Below are 20,905 nucleotides of genomic sequence, written 5' to 3'. Positions count from 1 at the left end.
CCCCGGGTTCAGCGATCGAGCGACGCGTCCTCCACCATCCATCTCACAAGCTCACCGAACGAAAAACCCGCATGGGCTGCTAGTTCGGGCACAAGCGACGTCTCGGTCATTCCGGGCTGCGTGTTGACCTCCAGACAGACCAGGCCGGATTCGTCTCCGGTCCGGTCGTCGTATCTGAAGTCCGACCTGCTGATGCCCCGACAGCCGAGCGCGCGGTGCGCCTTGAGGGACAGCATCCGTACCTTTTGGTAAATATTCGGTAAAATTCTGGCCGGCAGAATGTGGCGAGAGCCGCCGGGGGCGTATTTTGCCTCGTAATCGTAGAACCTTAGGTCGGATTGAATTTCGATGACGCCGAGCGGCTCCTCGCCCATCACCGCGCAGGTGAGCTCGAGCCCCGGAATGTAGCGTTCCGCCAGCAAATCATCGCCGAGCGACCAGTCGCCGCGCGTCAGTTCCTGAGGCGGATGCTCGTGTTCGGCGGTGACGATGAACACCCCGACCGAGGAACCCTCCGACACCGGCTTCAGCACATAGGGCCGTTCCATGACGTGCTGCTTCGCCGCCGCGAATCGCGACACCACCATGCCCTCGGCAAGCGGCACGCCGGCCGCCGCCAGCGCGACCTTGGCCTGCGCCTTGTTCATCGCCAGCGCCGAGGCCAGCACGCCGGAATGGGTGTAGGGGACCTGCAGCAGCTCCAGCACGCCCTGCAGCACCCCGTCCTCGCCCGGACGGCCATGCAGCACGTTGAGCGCCACGTCGGGCTTCAGGCGCGCCAGCACCTCGGCGATGTCGCGCCCGACATCGACGCGGGTGACCCGGTAGCCGACGCTCTCGGCGGCCTTGGCGCAGGCCGCGCCCGAGCGCAGCGACACCTCGCGTTCGGCCGACCAGCCGCCCATGAGGACGGCGACATGCTTTGCCATCTGGCAACTCCCTTCTGGCGGTCCCGGATCCTGTCCGGCCCGCCTTTCCGACCGGCGGCAACGGCCCGATCGGAAGGCCCGCGCTTCAATCGGCGGGAATGCCGATCCGCTTGATTTCCCATTCCAGCTCGATGCCCGAGCCGGCCTTCACCCGTCGGCGGACTTCCTCGCCGAGCCCCTCGATATCGGCCGCGCTGGCGCCGCCGGCATTGATGAGGAAATTGCAGTGCATCTGCGACACCTGCGCCCCGCCGAGGGTGAGCCCGCGGCAGCCCGCCGCGTCGACGAGCTGCCACGCCTTGTGGCCGGGCGGGTTCTTGAAGGTCGAGCCGCCGGTCTTCTCGCGAATCGGCTGCGAGGCCTCGCGCGCGGCGGTGATTCGGTCCATCTCGGCGAGGATGTCGGCAGGATCGCCGGGCTGGCCCTGGAACAGCGCGCCGGTAAAGATGAAATCGGCCGGCGCGTCGGAATGCCGGTAGCTGAAGCCGAAATCGGCATTGCTCAGCACGTGGATCCTGCCCTGCCGGTCGACCGCCCGCGCCTCGATGAGCCGATCCCTGGTCTCGCCGTGATGGGCGCCGGCATTCATGCGCAGGGCGCCGCCGATGCCGCCGGGAATGCCGCGGAAGAAGGCGAGCCCGGCAATGCCGGCATCCGCCGCCGCGCGGGCCACCTTCACGTCCGGCACCGCGGTGCCGGCGCGCAGCCGGTGCCCGGCCTCGACCGCGATCTCGTTGAAGCCGCGCGCCAGCCGGATGACGACGCCCGGCACCCCGCCGTCGCGCACGATGAGGTTGGAGCCGAGGCCGATCACCATCACCGGAATGTCGGCCGGCAGATGGCCGAGGAAATAGGCGAGGTCGTCCTCGTCGGCCGGGGTGAACAGCAGCTGCGCCGGCCCACCGACCCGGAACCAGGTAAAGGGCGCCAGCGGTTGATTGGCCAGCAGGCGCCCCCGCAGCCCCGGCATGAGCTCCGCAAGCTCGCCGGTCAGGTCGGGGAAGCCGATGTCCGGCGAGGGAACTTCAGGCGAGCTCATGCCTCCAGCTGCCCCGGCAGCGCATAGGCCCATTGGGTGATGTTGCCGGCGCCGAGGCACACGACATAGTCGGACGGCTTCGCCAGCCCCTTCACCAGCCCGGCCAGCGCCTCCGGTCCTTCCAGCGGCTGCACCGAGCGATGGCCGCGGGCGCGCAGCGCCTCGACGAGATGGTCGCGGTCCGCGCCCTCGATGGGCGCCTCGCCGGCGGCATAGACATCGGCGACGATGACGTGGTCGGCATCGTTGAAGCAGGTGGCGAACTGGTCGAACAGCGAGTGGAGGCGGGTATAGCGGTGCGGCTGCACCACCGCGATCACCTGCCCGTCGGTCGATGCCCGCGCCGCCCGCAGCACCGCGGCGATCTCCACCGGGTGATGGCCGTAATCGTCGAAGATGGTGACGCCGTTCACCTCGCCGGTGCGGGTGAAGCGCCGCTTGACGCCGCCGAAGCCGGCCAGCGCGCTGCGGATCTGCTCGTCGGTCGCCTTCAGCTCGCGCGCCACCGCGATGGCGGCGGTGGCGTTGAGCGCATTATGCCGGCCGGGCATGGGCAGCACGAGGTCGCGCAATTCGTGCGCCGCCACGCCCTCGCGGTCGCGGAACAGCACGGTGAAGCGCGAGCGCCCGCCGCGCAGGTCGACATCGACGATGCGCACGTCGGCCTGCGGGTTCTCGCCATAGGTGATGATGCGCCGATCCTCGACGCGCCCCACCAGCGCCTGCACCACCGGATGGTCGGTGCACATCACCGCGAAGCCGTAGAACGGCACGTTCTCGACGAAGCTGCGGAAGGCGTCCTTCACCGCATCGAAGGTCTTGAAGTGGTCGAGATGCTCGGGGTCGATATTGGTGATGATCGCCACCTCGGCCGGCAGCTTGAGGAAGGTGCCGTCGCTCTCGTCGGCCTCCACCACCATCCACTCGCCGTCGCCGAGGCGGGCATTGGTGCCATAGGCGTTGATGATGCCGCCATTGATCACCGTCGGGTCGCGGCCGGCTGCGTCGAGCAGGGTGGCGACCAGCGAGGTGGTGGTGGTCTTGCCATGGGTGCCGGCAATGGCGACGCAGCTCTTCAGCCGCATCAGCTCGGCCAGCATCTCGGCCCGGCGCACCACCGGCAGGCGCTTGGCGCGGGCGGCGACCAGCTCGGGATTGTCGCGGCGGATGGCGGAGGAGACCACCAGCACCTCGGCGCCGTCGATATTCTCGGCGACATGGCCGATGCGCACCGCGATGCCCTTCTCGGCCAGGCGCTTCACATTGGCGCTCTCGGCGACGTCGGAGCCCTGCACCGTGTAGCCGAGATTGTGCAGCACCTCGGCGATGCCGCTCATGCCGATGCCGCCGATGCCGACGAAATGGATGGGACCGAGGGAGAGCGGAAGCTTCATGCGGGCGATATCCTCTGCAGCCGGACGAACGAACGGGTGTCCTCCGGCGGGCGGGCAGGATTAGACGAGACGGCCGGCGCCGTCATCCCGCCCCGCCCGTTACACATCGATCTTGGCGATTCGCAGGACGAGCTCGGCGAGACGCTCGTCGGCATCGGCGCGGCCGAGGCCGTGCGCCGCCGCTGCCATGGCGCCGAGCGCGGCGGGGTCCTCCATCAGCCGGGCGAGCGCGACGGCGAAATTGTCCGGGGTGAACTCGGCCTGCGGCATCAGCCGCGCCCCGCCGGCGCGGGCGAGCGAGGTGGCGTTGACCAGCTGGTCCTGGTCGAGCGCGCCGGGCAGCGGCACCAGCACCGAGGCGCGGCCGATGACCCCGAGCTCGGCGACGGTGGAGGCGCCCGAGCGCGCCACCACCAGATGCGCCGTCGCCATGCGCGCCGGCAGATCGTCGAAGAACGGCGCCAGCTCGGCGGCGACGCCGATGCGGTCATACGCCGCCCGCACCGCGGCGATATCCTCTAACCGGCATTGCTGGGCGAGGTGCAGCCGCGCGCGCAGCGCCGGGGCGAGCTTCTCCAGCGCCGGCGGCACGATCTCGCTCATGATCCGCGCGCCCTGGCTGCCGCCGAACACCAGCAGCCGGAACTCGCCATCCGCCTCGGGCGCCTCGAACGGCACGCGGGCGGCGGCCTGCACGGCCGGGCGCACCGGATTGCCGGTGTGATGCGCCTTGGCGGCCAGCGCCGGCTCGCCCGCCACCGCATCGGGATAGCCGAGCGCGATGGCGGTGACGCGCGGCGCCAGCAGGCGGTTCGCCCGCCCCATCACCCCGTTGGCCTCGTGGATCAGCGTCGGACGGCCGCCGAGCGCGCCGGCCAGCAGCGGCGGCACGGTGGGATAGCCGCCGAAGCCGACGATCGCCGCCGGCTTCAGCCGCCGGATCAATGCGAAGCCCTTCACCAGTCCGCTCGCCAGCGCCCAGCCGGTCCTGGCCAGTGCCAGCGGCGAGCGCCCGCGCAGCGTATCGGCGGGCAGGACGTGCAGCTGCCGCGCCGGGAACTGGCCGGCATAGCGGGCGGCGCGGGCATCGGTGGCGAGATCGACCACCACGCCGCGCCGCGCCAGAGCCCCGGCCAGCGCCTCGGCCGGGAACAGGTGGCCGCCGGTGCCACCGGCGGCAATCAGCACGAGGGGCACATCGTGGGGCGGATCGTTCCTGGCTGCCATGATCGCCTCACGCCGCCGCAGGCGTCGCCGCCGGCGGCGCGCCGAGGCGGGTGCCGAGCCGCTCCAGCTCGGCGAGCGTGGCGCTGCGCGGCCGCCGGCGCGTGAGCGCCAGCAGCATGCCCATGCCGAAGGCGAGCGACAGCAGCGAGGAGCCGCCATACGACACGAAAGGCAGCGTCATGCCCTTGGCCGGCATCATGTGCAGGTTCACCATCATGTTGATGGCCGATTGCAGGCCGAACAGCATGGCGAGGCCGGCGGTCGCGAAGCGCACGAACGGGTCCTCGTCCTTCATCGCCCGGCTGAGCGCGCGCAGCACGATGAAGGCGAACAGGCCGGCGATCATCATGCACAGGATGGCGCCGAATTCCTCGGCCGCCACCGCGAAGATGAAGTCGGTATGGCCGTCCGGCAGCATCTTCTTGAAGGTGCCCTCCCCCGGACCCTGGCCGAGCCAGCCGCCATTGAGGAAACTGTCGATGGCGAGGTCGATCTGGTAGGTATCGCCGGATTCCGGGTCGAGGAAGCGGTCGATGCGCTTCGTCACATGCGGCACCAGGTGATAGGCGAGCAGGAGCCCGGCCGCGCCGATGCCCCCGAGCCCGACCACCCAGATCATCCTGAGCCCGGCGAGGAAGAACAGCCCGCCCCACACCAGCGAGACCAGCATGGTCTGGCCGAAGTCCGGCTGCATCACCAGCGGCGTCACCACGCTGCCGAGCAGCGCCACCGCCATGAACTGGCCCGGCATTTCCGGCCGGCGCACGCTCTCGGAGAACAGCCAGGCGGCGATGATGACGAAGCTCGGCTTGAGGAATTCGGACGGCTGCAGCGCTATCGGGCCGATATTCAGCCAGCGCCGCGCGCCCTTCACCTCCGGGCCGAACACCAGCGTGGCGCAGACGAGGCCGAGGAACAGGAGGAACAGCACCAGCGCCACCCGCCGGATCTGCTTCGGCGAGAGGAACGAGGTGCCGATCAGCACGAACAGCGCCGGCATGAGGAAGAACACCTGCCGGTTCACGAAATGGAACGGGTCGGCGATGCCGAGGCGGGCGGCGACCGGCGGGCTCGCCGCCAGCGCCAGCACGATGCCGATGATCATCAGCGCGGCCAGCGCTCCCAGAAGCAGGCGGTCGATCGTCCACCACCACTCGCCGACCACGGTCCTCTCGGCACGCGAAATCATGGAACGCCACTCTCCTGAAGCGGGGCAGATCCCGCCACCGGCGAGTATCATCCGGTTAAGGTTGACGGACGATTAAGTCCCGCCCGCAAGCCCTGCCCACACGTCCCGCCCGGCGGCCGGGCCCGGCCGTGGGCGGCACCTCCAGCAGCGTCTCGGGATGTTCACGCCGCGGGACGCTCATCCACCGGGCAGTTCCTGCACCAGCTTGCGGAAGCGGTCGCCGCGCACCTCGAAATTGCGGAACTGGTCGAAGCTGGCGCAGGCCGGCGACAGCAGCACCACCGGATGCGCGTCGCCGGACGCCGCCGCGTCGCGGGCCGCCGCCGGGATCGCCACCTCCAGCGTGCCGCACATCTCGTGCGGGATCGCGTCGCCGAGCGTCGCGGCGAAGGCCTCGGCCGCCTCGCCGATCAGGTAGGCCTTGCGCACCCGGCCGAACAGCGGCCGCAACGGCTCGATGCCGCCGGCCTTCGGCTTGCCGCCGAGGATCCAGTAGATGTCCTCGAAGCTGGTCAGCGCCCGCTCGGCCGCATCGGCATTGGTCGCCTTGGAATCGTTGACGAACAGCACCTTGCCGATGCTGCGCACCTGCTCCATGCGATGGGCGAGGCCGGGGAAGCTGCGCAGGCCCGCGACGATGGCCTCCGGCTCGACGCCGAGCGCCCGCGCGGCGGCGAAGGCGGCGGCGGCGTTCTGCGCGTTGTGGGCGCCGCGCAGCGAGCCGATGCCGGCGAGCGGCACGGTGAACACCGTGCGGCCCGCTTCCCGCACCAGCAGCGTCTCGCCGTCGCGGCAGATGCCGTCGGCAAGGTCGTGCAGCACCGAGATGCGCACCAGCCTGCGCCCCGCCGCCTGCAGCCGGTCGGCGACGGCGCGGCTCCACTCGTCGTCGACGCCGACCACCGCGGTGCCGCCCGGCTCGACCCCGGCGACCAGCCGCTCCTTCACCTCGGCGTAATGCTCCATGTCGCCATGGCGGTCGAGATGGTCGGGCGACAGGTTGAGCAGGATGCCGACGCTGGGATCGAGGCTCGGGGCGAGGTCGATCTGGTAGGACGAGCACTCGATCACATGCACGCGGTCCGGTGACGGCGGCGCCAGCGACAGGATCGCCGGCCCGAAATTGCCGCCGATCGGCGCGTCGCGTCCCGCCGCCTGCAGCAGATGCGCGATCAGCGCCGTGGTGGTCGACTTGCCGTTGGTGCCGGTGATCGCCACCATCGGCGCGCCGGGAGACGTCGCCCGCCTTTCGCGCATGAACAGTTCGATATCGCCGATCACCTCGACGCCGGCAGCGTGCGCGAGCCGCACGCTCCAGTGCGGCAGCGGATGGGTGAGCGGCACGCCGGGCGCCAGCACCAGCGCGTCGACCGCCCCCCATTCCAGCGCCCGCAGGTCGCCGGTCGGGATGTCCTCGTCATCCGCCGCCTCGACCGAGGCAATGGCATCGTCCCAGGCGATCACGTCGGCGCCGCCGGCGATCAGCGCATGGGCGGTGGCGCGGCCGGAACCGCCGAGGCCGAACAGCGCGACGCGGCGGTCGCGGAAGGTGGTGACGGGGATCATGGCGGGCGGGACCTCGGACAGGCGGGAGGTTGGATAGGCAGGACGCTGGATAGCTAGGACTCGGGATGGCAGGCGCCCGGACCGGGCATCTCTGGCTAGCGCATTTCCGCGCCGGATGGAAAGATCGCGCCGTCCGCCGTCACCGCGAGAATCCCGCCGATGCCCGCCTCCAGCCCGACCCTGCTCCCGCTCGCCTCGACGATGCGGGTGCTGCGCCCGCATCCCAACGTCTACGCCTTCTATGACGGCCGCATCGAGGGCGTCCGCGCTCATTCGGCGGCGCCGAACTGGCTGGACGACGGCGCCTATGCGCTCGGCGTCTGCGTCTATGCGGTGGTGGAGGGATCGCAGGCCCTCGTCTACGACACCCACATCTCGCTCGCCCATGCGCGAATCATGCGGCGCACGCTGGAGGAAGCCGGAATCACCTCGATCCGGGTGGTGCTGAGCCACTGGCATGACGACCATGTCGCCGGCAACGAGGTGTTCGCCGATTGCGAGATCATCGCCCTCGACCTCACCGAACGGGCGCTGATCGACCATCGCGAGGAGATCGAGACCGCCGAGCCGCCGATCAGGCCGCTCGTCATGCCGAACCGCATCATTGCCGGCCCGACCGATCTATGGGTCGGCTCGCTCAAAGTGGAACTGCGCCCCGCCGACATCCACAGCCATGACGGGCTGATCCTGCTGCTGCCGGACCTCGGCCTCATGCTGGCCGGCGACACGCTGGAGGAGCCGATCACCTATGTCGCCGAGCCCGCCCGGCTGGCGGTCCATGTCGAGGAGCTCAGGCGGGTGAAGGGCTGGGGCTATCCGCGCATCCTGCCCAATCACGGCGCGCCGGACGTCATCGCCAATGGCGGCTACGGGCCGGAACTGATCGACGCCACGATCGGCTACGTGAAGAAGCTGATCCGCACGCGCGAGGACATGTCGCTGGCGGACCAGGATTTGAGCACCTTCATCGCCGAGGACCTCGCCTCGGGCGTCCTCGCCTATTTCGCGCCCTATGAGCAGGTGCACGCCGACAATGTGAAGAAGGTGCTGAAGAGCTGAGCGCCAAGGGCCAACGGCCAAAAGCCAAAAGGACCCGAGAAGCCGTCATCGCGCCTCAAGCGACCTCCCCGTCATCCTGAGGTGCGAGCCGAAGGCGAGCCTCGAAGGACGCAGAAGCGCTCTCGCCAGCACGCCGCCTGCGTGCTTCGAGGCCGGCCGTGCCGGCCGGCACCTCAGCATGACGACGGGTAAGGATGGCTCGATTCCCCCGCCTCCAGCCCCTCACCGCAGCTTCAGCGACGACAGCCCGATCAGCGCCAGCACCACCGCGATGATCCAGAAGCGGATGACGATCTGCGGCTCGGTCCAGCCCATCTGCTCGAAATGATGGTGGATCGGCGCCATCTTGAACACGCGCTTGCCGGTGAGCTTGAAGGAGATCACCTGCACGATCACCGACACCGCCTCCAGCACGAACAGGCCGCCGATGATGGCGAGCACGATCTCGTGCTTGGTGGCGACCGCGATGGTGCCGAGCAGGCCGCCCAGCGCCAGCGAGCCGGTATCGCCCATGAAGATCTGCGCCGGCGGGGCGTTGAACCACAGGAAGCCGATGCCGGCGCCGATCAGCGCGCCGCAGATCACCGCCAGTTCGCCGACGCCGGCGACATAGTGGATCTGCAGATAATCGGCGAACAGCACGTTGCCGGAGAGGTAGGAGATGAGGCCGAAGCTCGCCGCCGCCACCATCACCGGCACGATGGCGAGGCCGTCGAGGCCGTCGGTCAGGTTCACCGCATTGCCGGCCGCCACCACCACGAAGGCGCCGAACACCACGAAGAACCAGCCGAGATCGATGAGCAGATCCTTGAACAGCGGAAAGGCCAGCGAGCTCGACAGCGGCGCGCGGCCCACATGCACGATCACCACCACCGCGATGCCGGCGATCAGCGCCTCGATGGCGAGGCGCGCCTTGCCGGACAGGCCGTTATGGGTCTGCTTCGTCACCTTCAGGTAGTCGTCGTAGAAGCCGATCAGCCCGAAGCCGATGGTGACGAACAGCACCACCCACACATAGGGATTGGCGAGGTTGGCCCAGAGCAGCGTCGCCACCATCAGGCCGGAGAAGATCATCAGCCCGCCCATTGTGGGCGTGCCCTTCTTGGTCAGCAGGTGCGACTGCGGCCCGTCGGTGCGGATCGGCTGGCCCTTGCCCTGCTTCAGCCGCAGCAGCGCGATGATCGCCGGCCCGAACATGAACACGAACAGCAGCGCGGTGATGATGGCGCCGCCGGTGCGGAAGGTGATGTAGCGAAACACGTTGAGCGCCGGAACGCTCTCCTGGAACTGGGCCAGCCATTGAAGCATCGGATCAACCTTCCGCCGCGGCGTCGTCTTGAATATGGAAACGTTCGGCGAGCGCGCGGGCCAGCGGCCCCATGCGGCTGCCGTTCGACCCCTTGACCATGAACACGTCGCCGCCGCGCAGGCGGTCGGCGACGAGAGGCAGCAGCGCCGCGGCATCGGGCGCCCAGGCGCCGCGGCGGCTCTCCGGCAGCGCCTCCCACAGCGCGCGCATCAGCGGCCCGGCGCAGAACACCAGGTCGGCCCGGCCGGCCGAAGGGGCGAGGCCGCGATGCAGCTCCTCGCCGGAAGTGCCGAGCTCGAGCATGTCGCCGAGCACCGCGATCCGCCGGCCGCGCCCTTCCACCGGCGTGCCGGCGAGCACGGCGAGCGCCGCGCGCATCGAGGCGGGATTGGCGTTGTAGCTCTCGTCGATCATCAGCGCGGTGCCGCCCTTGACGCCGAGCGCCGTGCGCACCCCGCGCCCCGGCGGCGGGCCGAGCGAGGCGAGCGCCAGCGCCGCGAGGCAGAGGTCGGCGCCGGCGAGCCGGGCGGCCGCCAGCACCGCCAGCGCGTTCTGCACGATATGCCGGCCGGGCAGGCCGACCTTGAAGCTCACCGTCTCGCCGAGAATGTCGGCCAGCGCGGTGGAGCTCTGCGGCTGCAGCGCCACGCTGAGCAGCCGCGCCTGCGCCGCCACCGATTCGCCGAAGCCGATGACCGTCTCGATACCGGCGGCGCGGGCGGCGGCCTCCAGCCGGGAGAAATGCGGGTTGTCGCGGTTCAGCACCGCCGCCCCGCCCGGCTCGACGCCGGTGAAGATCTCCGCCTTGGCGTCGGCAATGGCCTCGACGCTTGAGAACTGGGCGATGTGCACCGGCTCGACGGTGGTGACCACCGCCACGTGCGGGCGCACCATGGCGGCGAGCGGCGTGATCTCGCCCGGATGGTTCATGCCGAGCTCGAACACCCCGTAGGCGGCGCTGCGCGGCAGCCGGGCGAGCGACAGCGGCACGCCCCAATGGTTGTTGTAGGAGGCGGCCGAGGCATGGGTCGGCCCGTCGGCGCCGAGCGCCAGCAGCAGCGCTTCCTTGGTGGTGGTCTTGCCCACCGAGCCGGTCACCGCGACGATGCGCGCGCGCGAACGGGCGCGCGCCGCCCGGCCGGCCGCCTCCAGCGCGGCGAGCACGTCCTCCACCACCAGCAGCGGCGCTCCGGCCGGCATCGATCCGGCACGCTCCCGCGCCACCACGCAGACCGCCGCGCCGCGTCCGCGCGCCGCCTCGACATAGTCATGGCCGTCGCTGTTCTCGCCGGTGATGGCGAAGAAGGCGTCGCCCGGCTGCAGGGTGCGGGTGTCGATCGAGACTCCGCTCACCGCGCCCTCGGGGGTCCCCGCGAGGCTGCCGGCGGCGCTGCCGCCGGTCGCCGCGACCAGCTCGTCGATCGTCCAAAGCGGAGCCATCATGCGGATTGTCCCTCCAGCGCGGCCCGCGCGACATCGCGGTCGGAGAACGGCAATGTCCGGTCGCCCACGATTTGGCCGGTTTCGTGACCCTTGCCGGCGATCAGCACGACATCCCCGGCTCCCGCCATGCTTATCGCCGCCGCGATGGCCTCGGCGCGGTCGCCGATCTCGCGCGCGCCGGGCGCGGCTTCGAGGATGGCGGCGCGGATGCTCGCCGGGTCCTCGCTGCGCGGGTTGTCGTCGGTGACGATGACGATATCCGCCTTCTCGGCGGCGATGGCGCCCATCAGCGGGCGCTTGCCCCTGTCGCGGTCGCCGCCGCAGCCGAACACCGCGATCAGCCGCCCGGTCGCATAGGGCCGCAGCGCGTCGAGCGCATTGGCCAGCGCGTCCGGCTTGTGGGCGTAGTCGACGAAGATTCCGGCACCGGCGGCGGTGCCGACCAGTTCCAGCCGTCCCGGCACGCCGTCGAGATAGGCGAGCTGGTCCAGCGCCTCGCGCACCGGCGTGCCGGTGGCGGTGACGAGGCCGGCGGCGATGAGCGCGTTCGCCACCTGGAAGGCGCCGACCAGCGGCAGGCGCAGGCTGCGCTTGAAGCCGTCCGCCTCCACCTCCAGCGCCTGGCCGAGCCCGTCGTCGCGGCGCGACAGCAGCGTGATCCCGGCGCCGGCGGCGCCGATGCCGATCACCTCCAGCCCGCTATCGGCTGCCACCTGCGCGACATGGCCGCCCTCGGCGGTGTCGACCCACACCGCCGCGCCGCCGCCGCGCGGCACTAGGTGGCGGAACAGCCGCAGCTTGGCCTCGAGATAGGCCTCCATGGTCGGGTGATAGTCGAGATGGTCGCGCGACAGGTTGGTGAAGCCGCCGGCGGCAAGCCGCACCCCGTCGAGCCGGTGCTGGTCCAGCCCGTGCGAGGAGGCCTCCAGGCACAGATGCGTCACCCCCTCGCCCGCCAGATGGTCGAGCGTGCGGTGGAGCGCGATCGGGTCGGGCGTGGTGAGCGAGCCGTAGACCGCGCCGGACGGCGCCACCACGCCGAGCGTGCCGAGGCTGGCGCTCTCGTAGCCGAGGCGCTGCCAGATCTGCCGGGTGAAGGCCGCGACCGAGGTCTTGCCCGAGGTGCCGGTCACCGCGGCGATGGTCTCGGGCTGGCGCGGAAAGGCGTTGGCGGCGGCCAGCGCCACCGCGCGGCGGGCATTGCCGACGCGGACATAGGAGACGCCGGGATCGAGATCTGCCGGCCGCTCGGTCTCGCCCACCACCGCCGCCGCGCCGCGCGCCACCGCCTCGCGGGCGAAGGCCATGCCGTCCGCCCTGGCGCCGGCCAGCGCGAAGAACACGTCGCCGCACCGCGCCCTGCGGCTGTCGAGGACCGGATCGGCCACCGCCAGCAACGGATCGGCCGCCTCGTAATCGGCATCCTCGCCGATCAGCGCGCCGAGGGTATGGGCGCTGGAGGGGTTCGATGGGGGATGATGGGTATCAGACATGCTCGCCGTCCCGAACGACCGCGCGGAGCCCTCAGGAAGGCCGGCGCGCTCCGCAGCGCCGCCGCCGGCCCTTCGCTCTTCTGGCGGGGATAGCCGATTCCCCGCGGCTCACGCACGGGAAATCGGCATGTCCGCCGCTATTGCACCTGCGCCACCTTGTAGGTGGAGAGGATGCTCTCGACCGGCGGCAGCTCCTTGCGCGGCATGATGCCCAGCAGCGGGGCGATGCGCTGGATGATGCGCGCGGTGGTGGGCGCCGTGTTCCAGCCGGCGGTGGCGAAGCCGTAGGTGCCTTCCACCGCCTGCGGCTCGTCGAGCATGATCAGCATCAGGTATTGCGGGTCGTCCATCGGGAAGGCGGAGATGAAGGAGGTCAGCAGCTTGGTCTTGGAATAGCGCCCGCCGATCACCTTTTCCGCCGTGCCGGTCTTGCCGCCGACATAGTAGCCGGGGCTCTCGGCCTTCTTCGCCGAGCCCTTCTCGGCATTGAGCCGCATCAGATAGCGCATCTTGACGCTGGTCTCCGGCTTGATCACCCGCACCGCCAGCTTCTGGGCTTCCTCCGGCGTGCGCTTGAGGAAGGTCGGCGGAATCAGCCAGCCGCCATTGACCAGCGCGTTCTCCGCCATCAGCACCTGGATGGGAGCGACGGCGAGGCCGTGGCCGAAGGCGATGGTGGCGGTGTTGAGCTCGCCCCAGCGCTTGGGCACCAGCGGCGCCGCGCTTTCCGGCAGTTCGGTGCGCAGGCGGTCGAGCTGGCCCATCTTCTTCAGGAACGCCTTGTGGGCATCGACCCCCAGCGTCAGCGCCATGCGCGCCGTGCCGATATTCGAGGAGACCAGGAACACTTCCGGCAGCGTCAGCACCCGGTTCTCGGCGTGGTAGTCGTGGATCCTGAAGCGGCCGAACTGCAGCGCGCCGCGGGCGTCCAGCGTCGAGTTGAGGTTGAACTTGCCGCTGTCCAGCGCCATGGCGAAGGTGAGCGCCTTGAAGGTCGAGCCCATCTCGAACACGCCGGTGGTCAGCCGGTTCAGCGCCTTGGGATCGAGCGCCTTGCCGGGATCGTTGGCGTCGAAATCCGGCAGCGAGGTCATGGCGATGATCTCGCCGGTGCGCACGTCGGTGACGACGCCGGCCGCCGCCTTGGCCTTGAACTTCTGGAAGGCGAAATTGAGCTCGTCGCGCAGGACGTGCTGCACGCGCAGGTCGATCGACAGTTCCACCGGCTCCTGCTGCCGGTCGGTGGCGAAGCCGGCGAGATGCAGTTCGGACAGGCCGCGGCTGTCGATCCACTTCTCTAGGCCGGCAATGCCCTGGTTGTCGATATTGACCGAGCCCAGCGCATGCGCCGCGAGGTTGCCGCCGGGATAGATGCGGCGGTTCTCGGTCATGAAGCCGATGCCGGGCAGGCCGAGATTGTGGATCTCGCGCTGCTGCATCGGGCTGATGTCGCGCTTCAGCCAGACGAAGCCGCGCTTGCTGTCGAGGCGGATGCGGGTTTCGTCGGTGTCGAGATTGGGCAGCACCGCCGAGAGCGCCTCCACCGCCTCGTCGACATCGATGAGCCGCTTGGGCTCGCCGAACAGCGAGGAGGAGCGCACGTCGGTGGCGAGGATGCGGCCGTTGCGGTCGAGGATGTCCGGGCGGGCGGAGGCCACCGCGTCGGAGGACATGCCGCGTCGGCTGAGCTGGCCTTCCGGCGCCGAGGCGAACATGGCGAGCCGGCCGCCAATGGCGAGGTAGACGCCGCCGAACACCAGCATGCACAGGATCAGCCGGGCACGGGCGACGGCATGGGCTTCCGGCCGGCCGCGGCGCGTGGCGCTGCGCACCACGCCGACGAAGGCGCGCAGCGCGCGGCCCGGCAGGCGCAGCAGCCACATCGGCATGGCGCGCAGCCGCCGCTTCAACCGCTGCATCCTGGACGGGCGGGCCGGGTGAGCCTTGGGCAGGCGCGCCTCGGTCAGGGGCGTTTCGGTCAGCTCGGACTCGGACAAGGGGGCGACCTCCAACGCTTACTGGCCGACCGCTGCCGGCGGCAGCAGCGGAATGGGCGACATCATCGGTGCCGTCGCCATCGGGCGGGCGGACGGCGGGGGAAGCGGCGAGCCGAGCACCGGCGGGCCGACCGGCGCCATCACGCCGGCGGAGGGCACGGCGGAGAGCGGCAGCGGCGCATTGGTGCGCACCGGCGCGGCGGCGGGAGCACGCGCCACCGGCTTGGCGGAGGAGGCGGACGGCCTGGCCGGGCTGGTGGGGATGGCGGCGGCCCCGGTCGGCCCGTCGACCAGCGCCTCGATCATGCCGCCGAGCGCGTCGCCGCCCAGCTCCGGCTTGGCCGGCAGGCTGGCGAGCATGTCCATGCGGGTGGTGTCGAGCGGCTGCATGTCGAGATGGTGCTCGGCCAGCGCCTGGATGCGGTCCGGCGCGGTGCGTCGCGCCCATTCGGCATTGAGCGTGGCGATGCGGTCGCGCTCCCAGCGGATGTCGTCGCGCAGCCGGGCGATCTTCTGCGCCTCGAAGGCCGAGGAATATTTGACGTGGTAGACCGCGCCGGCCGCCGCCAGCAGCGCGATCACCGAGATGAGATTGAGGATGCGGAACATGTGTCGAAGCCCTCAGCGGTGGCGGTTCGGCGCGTCGAAATCGGGAAGCGGCGGCAGCAGTGCCTCGATGTCGCCCGCCTCGCGGGCCGGCGCCTCGGTGCGCTCTCCCGCCCGCAATTTGGCGGAACGGGCGCGCGGATTGAGGCGCGTCTCCGCGTCCCCCGGCTCAACCGCCCCCTTGGCGACCAGCCGGAAGCTCGGCGGCGCGCTCGCCACCGCCGGCAGGTGGCGCGAGCCGGCCGCGGCCTTGGCGCGGGCGTTGAGGAAATTCTTCACGATGCGGTCTTCCAGCGAATGGAAGGTGACCACCACCAGCCGCCCGCCGGGCTTCAGGATGCGCTCGGCGGCGGCCAGCGCCCGGACCAGCTCGCCGAGCTCGTCATTCACCGCGATGCGCAGCGCCTGGAAGGTGCGCGTGGCCGGATGCGGCTCGTGCGGCTTGGCCCACACCACCTTGGCGACGATGGCGGCGAGCTGCAGCGTGGTCTCGATCGGCGCCTCGGCGCGCGCCTTGACGATGGCCTTGGCGATGGAGCGCGAGTGCCGCTCCTCGCCGAAGCGATAGATGAGGTTGGCGAGCTCGGTCTCGGAAAGGCGCGCCACGTAATCCGCCGCCGACAGCCCCTCGCTCGACATGCGCATGTCGAGCGGCCCGTCGCGGCGGAACGAGAAGCCGCGCTCGCCCTCGTCGATCTGCATCGAGGAGACGCCGATATCCAGCACCACGCCGTCCACCCGCGGCGCATCCAGCATGGCCGCCACCTGGTCGAGATGGCCGAAGCGGTCCTGCGTGACCGCCAGCCGGCCGGGATTGGCCAGCACCAGCGCCGCGCTCGCGGCCACCGCGGACGGGTCGCGGTCGATGGCGACCACCCGGCAGTCGGCGGCGTCGAGAATGGCGCGGGTATAGCCGCCGGCGCCGAAGGTGCCGTCGACATAGACGCCGCCGTCACGGGGCGCGAGATGCGACAGCACCTCGGCCAGCATCACCGGCACGTGGCGGGCGTCCTCGCCGGGATTTCCGGCCTGCGGGGGCGTCATCGCGCGTCCCCGCCCGGCATCCGGCCGCCGGTTGCGGCTGCCGCGCGCGCGCAATCGCCGCGCGCCGGCGGACGCGGGGCCGTCAGGACGATGCGGGAGGCAGGCGGATCGAGGCATGCAACACTTTGGGACATCGGCGGAACGCTACTCGGGGCCTCCGGCGCGGCGCGCTGATTCCCCCCGGTTTCAATCCGCGATTAACGCTCTCTGAACCTTAAGATTCAGTTGAATCGGCTTCACGAGCCGTTTAGCTCGGCTGCATGGACACCGCCCCACGCTTCGCCGCCGACTCGCCGCTCGCCGCCGAGGTGCTGGCCTCGCCCAATCACGGCGAGCGCCTCGGCGTCACCGTGCCGGACATGCTGGTGCTGCATTACACCGGCATGGAAAGCGCCGACGAGGCGGTCGAATGGCTGCGTTCGCCCGAGCGCGGGGTCTCCTGCCATTACGTGGTGCACGAGGACGGCCGCATCGTGCAGCTGGTGGCGGAGGCCCGCCGCGCCTGGCATGCCGGAATCGCCTGCTGGGCGGGCGCGCGGGACATCAATTCGCTGTCCGTCGGCATCGAGATCGTCAATCCGGGACATGATCACGGCTACCCGCCGTTCCCCCCCCGCCAGGTCGAGGCGGTGACCGCCCTGGCCAAGGACATCGTCACCCGCCTGCGCATCCGGCCGGACCGGGTGCTGGCGCATTCCGACGTCGCGCCGCTGCGCAAGCAGGATCCGGGCGAAAAATTCCCGTGGGAAATTCTGCACCGCGCCGGAATCGGCCATCTGGTCGAGGAGGTCGCGGTCACCGACGGGCGCTATTTCATGCGCGGCGAGCACGGCCAGCCCATCGAGGCGCTGCAGGCCATGCTCGGCTTCTACGGCTACGACCTCCCGGTCACCGGCACGTATTGCAGCGAGACCGAAGCGGTGGTGCGCGCCTTTCAGCGCCATTTCCGGCGCTCGCGTGTCGACGGCGTGGCGGATGTGTCGACCCTTGCCACATTATACGCGCTGGCCGCCTCGCGGCCGGACTGAACCGCTGCGGCAACTCGTCAATTCGTACGCCGCCCTATCATACCGTTGGCGCAGTCATCGTGCGTGCAGCGCAGCATGGGCGCAACGATCGTGCCGATTCGTTGCGCATCGGCCACAGCTGCATTCAGGTCAGGTGTGGCCGCCTGCGTATTACCCAATTCGTGTGGAATTGAAGCCTCATTCGAAACAGATTTCCCATTGCATTTCCGGGTCTCCCTTATCGACCTTGAAAGGCTAACGCCGCGAATGGCTCTTCATCATTTTCTTTATCGTACCGCGTTCTGCACCATTTTGACTGTCTCATTCGGCGCGAACATCGCAAGCGCCCGCCAGATCAACGCAGATAAAAGCCTCGACGAGGCTCAAGGTTTCAAATCATCCATCGTCGATCTCGTCGATCGTGAAGCCCGCGCGAACGGCATTCCAATCGCCCTTGCCCGCGCCGTGGTGCGGATCGAGAGCAGCTGGAATGCCGGGATGACCGGACGCGCCGGCGAGGTCGGCCTCATGCAGATCAAGCCTCCGACCGCCCGCGGCCTTGGCTACCAGGGCAGCCGCACCGCCCTCTACGATCCCGAAACCAACGTCAAATGGGGCATGCGCTACCTCGCCGGCGCCTATCGGCTCGCCGGCGGCGACACCTGCGGCACGGTGATGCGCTACCAGGGCGGCCATGGCGCCAAGCGCATGTCCGGGGCCGCCCGCACCTATTGCAGCAAGGCCCGCACCATCATGGCCTCGAACTGAGACAGCCGCGCGCGCCCTTCTTCGCGGACCCTGTTGTGCTTCATGCCTTGACGGACGCGCGCGTCTCCCCCATTGCTCCCCCGCCAGCCGGCCGGGCGGCCGCGTCGTCCGCAAGGGCGCCGAGGAAAGTCCGGGCTCCACGAAGACACGGTGCCGGATAACGTCCGGCGGGGGCGACCCCAGGGAAAGTGCCACAGAAAACAAACCGCCGCGGGTGCGCCCGCGGCAAGGGTGAAACGGTGGGGTAAGAGCCCACCGCGCTTCCGGCAACGGCGGCGGCACGGCAAACCCCACCGGGAGCAAAGTCGTATAGGGGTGGCACGAGGCCGGTTCGCCGGTCGCAGGTCCCGTCTTCGGATCGCCGCCCGGGTTGACTGCTAGAGGCGCCGGGCAACCGGCGTTCCAGAGGAATGGCCGCCGCGCGGGAGCGATCCCGCCTTACAGAACCCGGCTTACAGGCCGGCTGGCGCTTTCCCCGCCTGCGCGCGGGGTGTATGCGGCGTGGTCCATTGCCTCTGGAGACCTGCCATGCCCCTTCGAATCCTGCTCGCCGGCGCCACCGGCTGGGTCGGCCGCGCCCTGGTGCCGGCCATCGCCGCCGCCGCCGACCTTGAGCTCGTCGCCTGCGTTTCCCGTTCGGCGGCAGGCTCCGGCATCGACGGCGCGCCGGTCTTCGCCAGCATCGAGGAGGCGCTCGACATCCCCTCCGACGTGCTGATCGACTACACCAAGCCGAATGTGGTGAAGGCCAACGCCGCAGCTGCCATCGCTGCCGGCCGGCACGTGGTGGTCGGCACCTCCGGCCTCGGCGCCGCCGACTATGCCGAGCTCGACGCGCTGGCCCGCGACAGGGGCGTCGGCGTGCTGGCGGCCGGCAATTTCTCCATCACCGCCACCCTGCTCAAGCGCTTCACGCTGGAAGCGGCGAAATATGTCGCCGATGTCGAGATCATCGACTACGCCTCCGCCGGCAAGATGGACGCCCCCTCCGGCACCGCCCGCGAGCTCGCCGAGACGCTGGCCGGGGTCCGGCTGCCGGCGACCAGCCGGCCGGTGGCCGAGGTCTCGGGCGTGCCGGAAACCCGAGGCGGCGGCTTCGGCGACGACACGCGCGAGGTGCGCGTGCATGCGCTGCGCCTGCCCTCCTTCGTGCTGGCGGTGGAAAGCGTGTTCGGCGCGCCGGACGAACGACTGACCATCCGCCACGATGCCGGTTCCTCGGCGGCGCCCTATGTCGCCGGCACGCTGCTCGCCGCGCGCCGGGTCGACGGCTGGAGCGGCGTGCGGCGCGGGCTGGATACGCTGCTGGACTGAGCGTCGGCCGGCGCCGGATCTAGTCGGCGCCGGATTCGGCCGGCGGCGGCGGGATCGGCGTGGCGAACTGCCGCTCGGGGGCATAGGCCTGCTTCGCGGTCGAGCCGGTCGCGATCGAGCCGGTCGGGGTCGGGTCGAGGCCGAGCCAGCGCATCACCATCGGGATGCCGGCGGGCGGCAGCGGCACGCCGTTCGGACGCTGCGGCTGCGCCGCCGGGGCGGGCGGGGGATAGGCCGGCGCACGATAGGTCTGCGCCGGCGACGGATAGGCCGGCGGCGCCAGTTGCTGGGGTGCCGCGGCCGGGGGATAGGCGGCGGCGGGGGGATAGGCGGCCGGAGGATAGGCAGCCGGGGGATAAGCCTGCGGCTGTTGCGGCTGCGGCGACAGCACCATCGGCGCGCCGGGCGTGTCGGTCTCCTCCTGCTCCGGTTCCGGCGCCCCATTGGATGCCGGAGCCGGCGGCGGATAATAGGCCGGCGTCGCCTGCGCCGGGGGCGAACCCATGGGCGGCGCCGAGAGCATGGGCGGAGCCGAGACCATGGGGGGAGCCTTGTAGACCGGCAGGTTCGGCGGCGTCGGCATCACGGCGGCCGGGTTGCACGCCCAGCGGCCGGAGGTGCGCCGCATCAGGTCCACATGGATATGGTCGTAGTGATAGACGTTCGAGCCCGGCGCCAGCACGGTGGTGAAGCGCCGGCAGGCGGTGGCCTGCACCGTGCGCAGGAAGCCGCGCTCGTCCGCGCGCCCCTTCCAGCCGGTCTTCACCAGCACCTCGCGCCCGTCGGCCAGCACGAAGCCGCCGACGTCGAAGCCGTTGCCGAAGGCGTGTTCGGAAACCTTGCCGGTCGCCGCGCCGTTCATGTTGCGGCAGGAATAGGACGACATCTGCTTGATCTTGGCCACCGGCTGGCCGAACCAGGCGATGGCGGCGGGCTGGATGTCCTCGGCGAGCCAGCTGTCGAGCGAGGCGGTCATCGGGCAGGCAAGCGTCGCCTTGGGCGCCACCTCCACCGTTCCCTGGTTGAGGCCGCCAATTTTGAACGGGTGCTCCATCCCGCAGGTGCCGGCCCCATCGATGGCCCGCATGGGGACGATGTAGGCGGAAGGCTTCACCGAGCCTCCCGCCAGACACCGTTCCTCAGCTTCCGTGCGCCAGGGTTCCCGCTGCTGGAACAGCGAGAACTGGCAGGCGGAAAGCCCCAGAAGGACGAGCGGGGCTACGATAAACCAGGAAACGCCGCGCGTCATGGCGGCAAGCTAGAACGCTGTTGGTTGACAGCACGTTAAGCATGACCGCGGAACCCAAGAAAAGCCACGGCGAGCCAAAGGTTTTCAGAAGGTTAATAGTTCGATTTTCCTGCCGTCATCGTCGGGCGCGACGCGCCGATGCATGGATTTACCACTCCCATGCGACAGGGGTGCCGTGCCATGCCGGCAGGGCGCCCCCTGTCTTGCGTGTCGCGGCGGCGTCGGCCAGCGCCCTGCCGGAGCACCGCCGCCCCGCCCTCCCGGCTGTTCAG

At 70.3% G+C, this 20,905-nt stretch carries 17 protein-coding genes and 1 other RNA gene; 5 read left to right on the top strand and 13 right to left on the bottom strand.

The genetic code is table 11. The annotated features are described in order from the left end of the window. Positions 1–8: 8 nt before the first annotated feature. From AC1RU4_RS02480 to murD, 6 genes are all read right to left on the bottom strand, one after another. Positions 9–929, bottom strand: coding sequence for a D-alanine--D-alanine ligase (locus AC1RU4_RS02480; protein ID WP_492889434.1), 921 nt, complete (start codon positions 927–929; stop codon positions 9–11). An 85-nt stretch (positions 930–1,014) separates the two neighbouring features. Further along, positions 1,015–1,968, bottom strand: coding sequence for a UDP-N-acetylmuramate dehydrogenase (murB, locus tag AC1RU4_RS02475; RefSeq protein ID WP_492889433.1), 954 nt, complete (start codon positions 1,966–1,968; stop codon positions 1,015–1,017). Then, positions 1,965–3,362, bottom strand: a complete 1,398-nt coding sequence (murC, locus tag AC1RU4_RS02470) for a UDP-N-acetylmuramate--L-alanine ligase (RefSeq protein WP_492889432.1) — start codon at positions 3,360–3,362, stop codon at positions 1,965–1,967. The genes murB and murC overlap by 4 nt, the downstream gene beginning before the upstream one ends. 99 nt (positions 3,363–3,461) lie before the next feature. Further along, the gene (locus AC1RU4_RS02465) at positions 3,462–4,589 is read right to left on the bottom strand and encodes a UDP-N-acetylglucosamine--N-acetylmuramyl-(pentapeptide) pyrophosphoryl-undecaprenol N-acetylglucosamine transferase (RefSeq protein WP_492889431.1); all 1,128 of its coding nucleotides are present in this window, start codon (positions 4,587–4,589) and stop codon (positions 3,462–3,464) included. Between the two features lie 7 nt (positions 4,590–4,596). Next, a complete protein-coding gene (gene ftsW / locus AC1RU4_RS02460) occupies positions 4,597–5,778 on the bottom strand; it encodes a putative lipid II flippase FtsW (RefSeq protein WP_492889430.1) in 1,182 nt (393 codons plus the stop codon). A gap of 177 nt (positions 5,779–5,955) precedes the next feature. Beyond that, a complete protein-coding gene (murD, locus tag AC1RU4_RS02455; RefSeq protein WP_492889429.1) occupies positions 5,956–7,344 on the bottom strand; it encodes a UDP-N-acetylmuramoyl-L-alanine--D-glutamate ligase in 1,389 nt (462 codons plus the stop codon). A gap of 159 nt (positions 7,345–7,503) precedes the next feature. Here murD and AC1RU4_RS02450 point away from each other — a divergent pair, with 159 nt between their 5' ends. After that, positions 7,504–8,403: an MBL fold metallo-hydrolase gene (locus AC1RU4_RS02450; RefSeq protein WP_492889428.1), complete on the top strand. Its 900-nt coding sequence runs from the start codon at positions 7,504–7,506 to the stop codon at positions 8,401–8,403. A 222-nt stretch (positions 8,404–8,625) separates the two neighbouring features. On the opposite strand, the gene mraY is transcribed toward AC1RU4_RS02450, so the two are convergent. The 6 genes from mraY to rsmH form a co-directional block, all read right to left on the bottom strand. Further along, complete coding sequence (gene mraY, locus AC1RU4_RS02445) at positions 8,626–9,711, bottom strand: phospho-N-acetylmuramoyl-pentapeptide-transferase (RefSeq protein ID WP_492889427.1); 1,086 nt, start codon at positions 9,709–9,711, stop codon at positions 8,626–8,628. A 4-nt stretch (positions 9,712–9,715) separates the two neighbouring features. After that, on the bottom strand, positions 9,716–11,155 hold the full coding sequence (locus tag AC1RU4_RS02440) for a UDP-N-acetylmuramoylalanyl-D-glutamyl-2,6-diaminopimelate--D-alanyl-D-alanine ligase (protein WP_492889426.1): 1,440 nt from the start codon (positions 11,153–11,155) through the stop codon (positions 9,716–9,718). After that, on the bottom strand, positions 11,152–12,648 hold the full coding sequence (locus AC1RU4_RS02435; protein ID WP_492889425.1) for a UDP-N-acetylmuramoyl-L-alanyl-D-glutamate--2,6-diaminopimelate ligase: 1,497 nt from the start codon (positions 12,646–12,648) through the stop codon (positions 11,152–11,154). The genes AC1RU4_RS02440 and AC1RU4_RS02435 overlap by 4 nt, the downstream gene beginning before the upstream one ends. A 137-nt stretch (positions 12,649–12,785) precedes the next feature. Beyond that, positions 12,786–14,537: a peptidoglycan D,D-transpeptidase FtsI family protein gene (locus tag AC1RU4_RS02430; RefSeq protein WP_492889757.1), complete on the bottom strand. Its 1,752-nt coding sequence runs from the start codon at positions 14,535–14,537 to the stop codon at positions 12,786–12,788. 126 nt (positions 14,538–14,663) lie between these two features. Beyond that, positions 14,664–15,254, bottom strand: coding sequence for a cell division protein FtsL (gene ftsL / locus AC1RU4_RS02425; protein WP_492889424.1), 591 nt, complete (start codon positions 15,252–15,254; stop codon positions 14,664–14,666). Between the two features lie 12 nt (positions 15,255–15,266). Then, positions 15,267–16,295: a 16S rRNA (cytosine(1402)-N(4))-methyltransferase RsmH gene (gene rsmH / locus AC1RU4_RS02420; RefSeq protein ID WP_492889423.1), complete on the bottom strand. Its 1,029-nt coding sequence runs from the start codon at positions 16,293–16,295 to the stop codon at positions 15,267–15,269. A gap of 260 nt (positions 16,296–16,555) precedes the next feature. On the opposite strand from rsmH, the gene AC1RU4_RS02415 reads away from it, so the two are divergent. The 4 genes from AC1RU4_RS02415 to dapB all read left to right on the top strand — a co-directional run bounded on the left by AC1RU4_RS02415 (position 16,556) and on the right by dapB (position 19,384). Continuing rightward, entirely contained in the window at positions 16,556–17,323 is a 768-nt protein-coding gene (locus tag AC1RU4_RS02415; protein ID WP_492889422.1) for an N-acetylmuramoyl-L-alanine amidase, read from the top strand. 75 nt (positions 17,324–17,398) lie between these two features. Further along, a complete protein-coding gene (locus tag AC1RU4_RS02410; protein WP_492889420.1) occupies positions 17,399–18,070 on the top strand; it encodes a lytic transglycosylase domain-containing protein in 672 nt (223 codons plus the stop codon). Positions 18,071–18,153: 83 nt separating this feature from the next. Next, positions 18,154–18,541: RNase P RNA component class A (gene rnpB, locus AC1RU4_RS02405), an RNA gene on the top strand. 57 nt (positions 18,542–18,598) lie between these two features. Further along, complete coding sequence (gene dapB, locus AC1RU4_RS02400; RefSeq protein ID WP_492889419.1) at positions 18,599–19,384, top strand: 4-hydroxy-tetrahydrodipicolinate reductase; 786 nt, start codon at positions 18,599–18,601, stop codon at positions 19,382–19,384. 19 nt (positions 19,385–19,403) lie between these two features. Here the strand turns inward: dapB and AC1RU4_RS02395 are convergent, their stop codons facing one another. Then, positions 19,404–20,633 (bottom strand): extensin-like domain-containing protein, encoded by a 1,230-nt coding sequence (locus tag AC1RU4_RS02395; protein WP_492889418.1) that lies wholly within the window; start codon positions 20,631–20,633, stop codon positions 19,404–19,406. Positions 20,634–20,905: the final 272 nt, after the last annotated feature.

The sequence above is a fragment of the Ancylobacter sp. GW821-FHT10E12 genome (genome assembly GCF_058809335.1).
Note: the sequence above shows the minus strand (reverse complement) of the source record. Positions and strands in the feature narration are given on the sequence as shown.

Excerpts from the sequence above, each read along its gene's own strand:
- AC1RU4_RS02430 (WP_492889757.1), bottom strand. The coding sequence starts at position 14,537 with ATGCCGATGTGGCTGCTGCGCCTGCCGGGCCGCGCGCTGCGCGCCTTC.
- ftsW (WP_492889430.1), bottom strand. The coding sequence starts at position 5,778 with ATGATTTCGCGTGCCGAGAGGACCGTGGTCGGCGAGTGGTGGTGGACG.
- AC1RU4_RS02410 (WP_492889420.1), top strand. The coding sequence starts at position 17,399 with ATGGGCGCAACGATCGTGCCGATTCGTTGCGCATCGGCCACAGCTGCA.
- AC1RU4_RS02465 (WP_492889431.1), bottom strand. The coding sequence starts at position 4,589 with ATGGCAGCCAGGAACGATCCGCCCCACGATGTGCCCCTCGTGCTGATT.
- murB (WP_492889433.1), bottom strand. The coding sequence starts at position 1,968 with ATGAGCTCGCCTGAAGTTCCCTCGCCGGACATCGGCTTCCCCGACCTG.
- AC1RU4_RS02415 (WP_492889422.1), top strand. The coding sequence starts at position 16,556 with ATGGACACCGCCCCACGCTTCGCCGCCGACTCGCCGCTCGCCGCCGAG.
- AC1RU4_RS02480 (WP_492889434.1), bottom strand. The coding sequence starts at position 929 with ATGGCAAAGCATGTCGCCGTCCTCATGGGCGGCTGGTCGGCCGAACGC.
- AC1RU4_RS02450 (WP_492889428.1), top strand. The coding sequence starts at position 7,504 with ATGCCCGCCTCCAGCCCGACCCTGCTCCCGCTCGCCTCGACGATGCGG.
- rsmH (WP_492889423.1), bottom strand. The coding sequence starts at position 16,295 with ATGACGCCCCCGCAGGCCGGAAATCCCGGCGAGGACGCCCGCCACGTG.
- dapB (WP_492889419.1), top strand. The coding sequence starts at position 18,599 with ATGCCCCTTCGAATCCTGCTCGCCGGCGCCACCGGCTGGGTCGGCCGC.
- murC (WP_492889432.1), bottom strand. The coding sequence starts at position 3,362 with ATGAAGCTTCCGCTCTCCCTCGGTCCCATCCATTTCGTCGGCATCGGC.
- AC1RU4_RS02440 (WP_492889426.1), bottom strand. The coding sequence starts at position 11,155 with ATGATGGCTCCGCTTTGGACGATCGACGAGCTGGTCGCGGCGACCGGC.
- mraY (WP_492889427.1), bottom strand. The coding sequence starts at position 9,711 with ATGCTTCAATGGCTGGCCCAGTTCCAGGAGAGCGTTCCGGCGCTCAAC.
- ftsL (WP_492889424.1), bottom strand. The coding sequence starts at position 15,254 with ATGTTCCGCATCCTCAATCTCATCTCGGTGATCGCGCTGCTGGCGGCG.
- AC1RU4_RS02395 (WP_492889418.1), bottom strand. The coding sequence starts at position 20,633 with ATGACGCGCGGCGTTTCCTGGTTTATCGTAGCCCCGCTCGTCCTTCTG.
- murD (WP_492889429.1), bottom strand. The coding sequence starts at position 7,344 with ATGATCCCCGTCACCACCTTCCGCGACCGCCGCGTCGCGCTGTTCGGC.
- AC1RU4_RS02435 (WP_492889425.1), bottom strand. The coding sequence starts at position 12,648 with ATGTCTGATACCCATCATCCCCCATCGAACCCCTCCAGCGCCCATACC.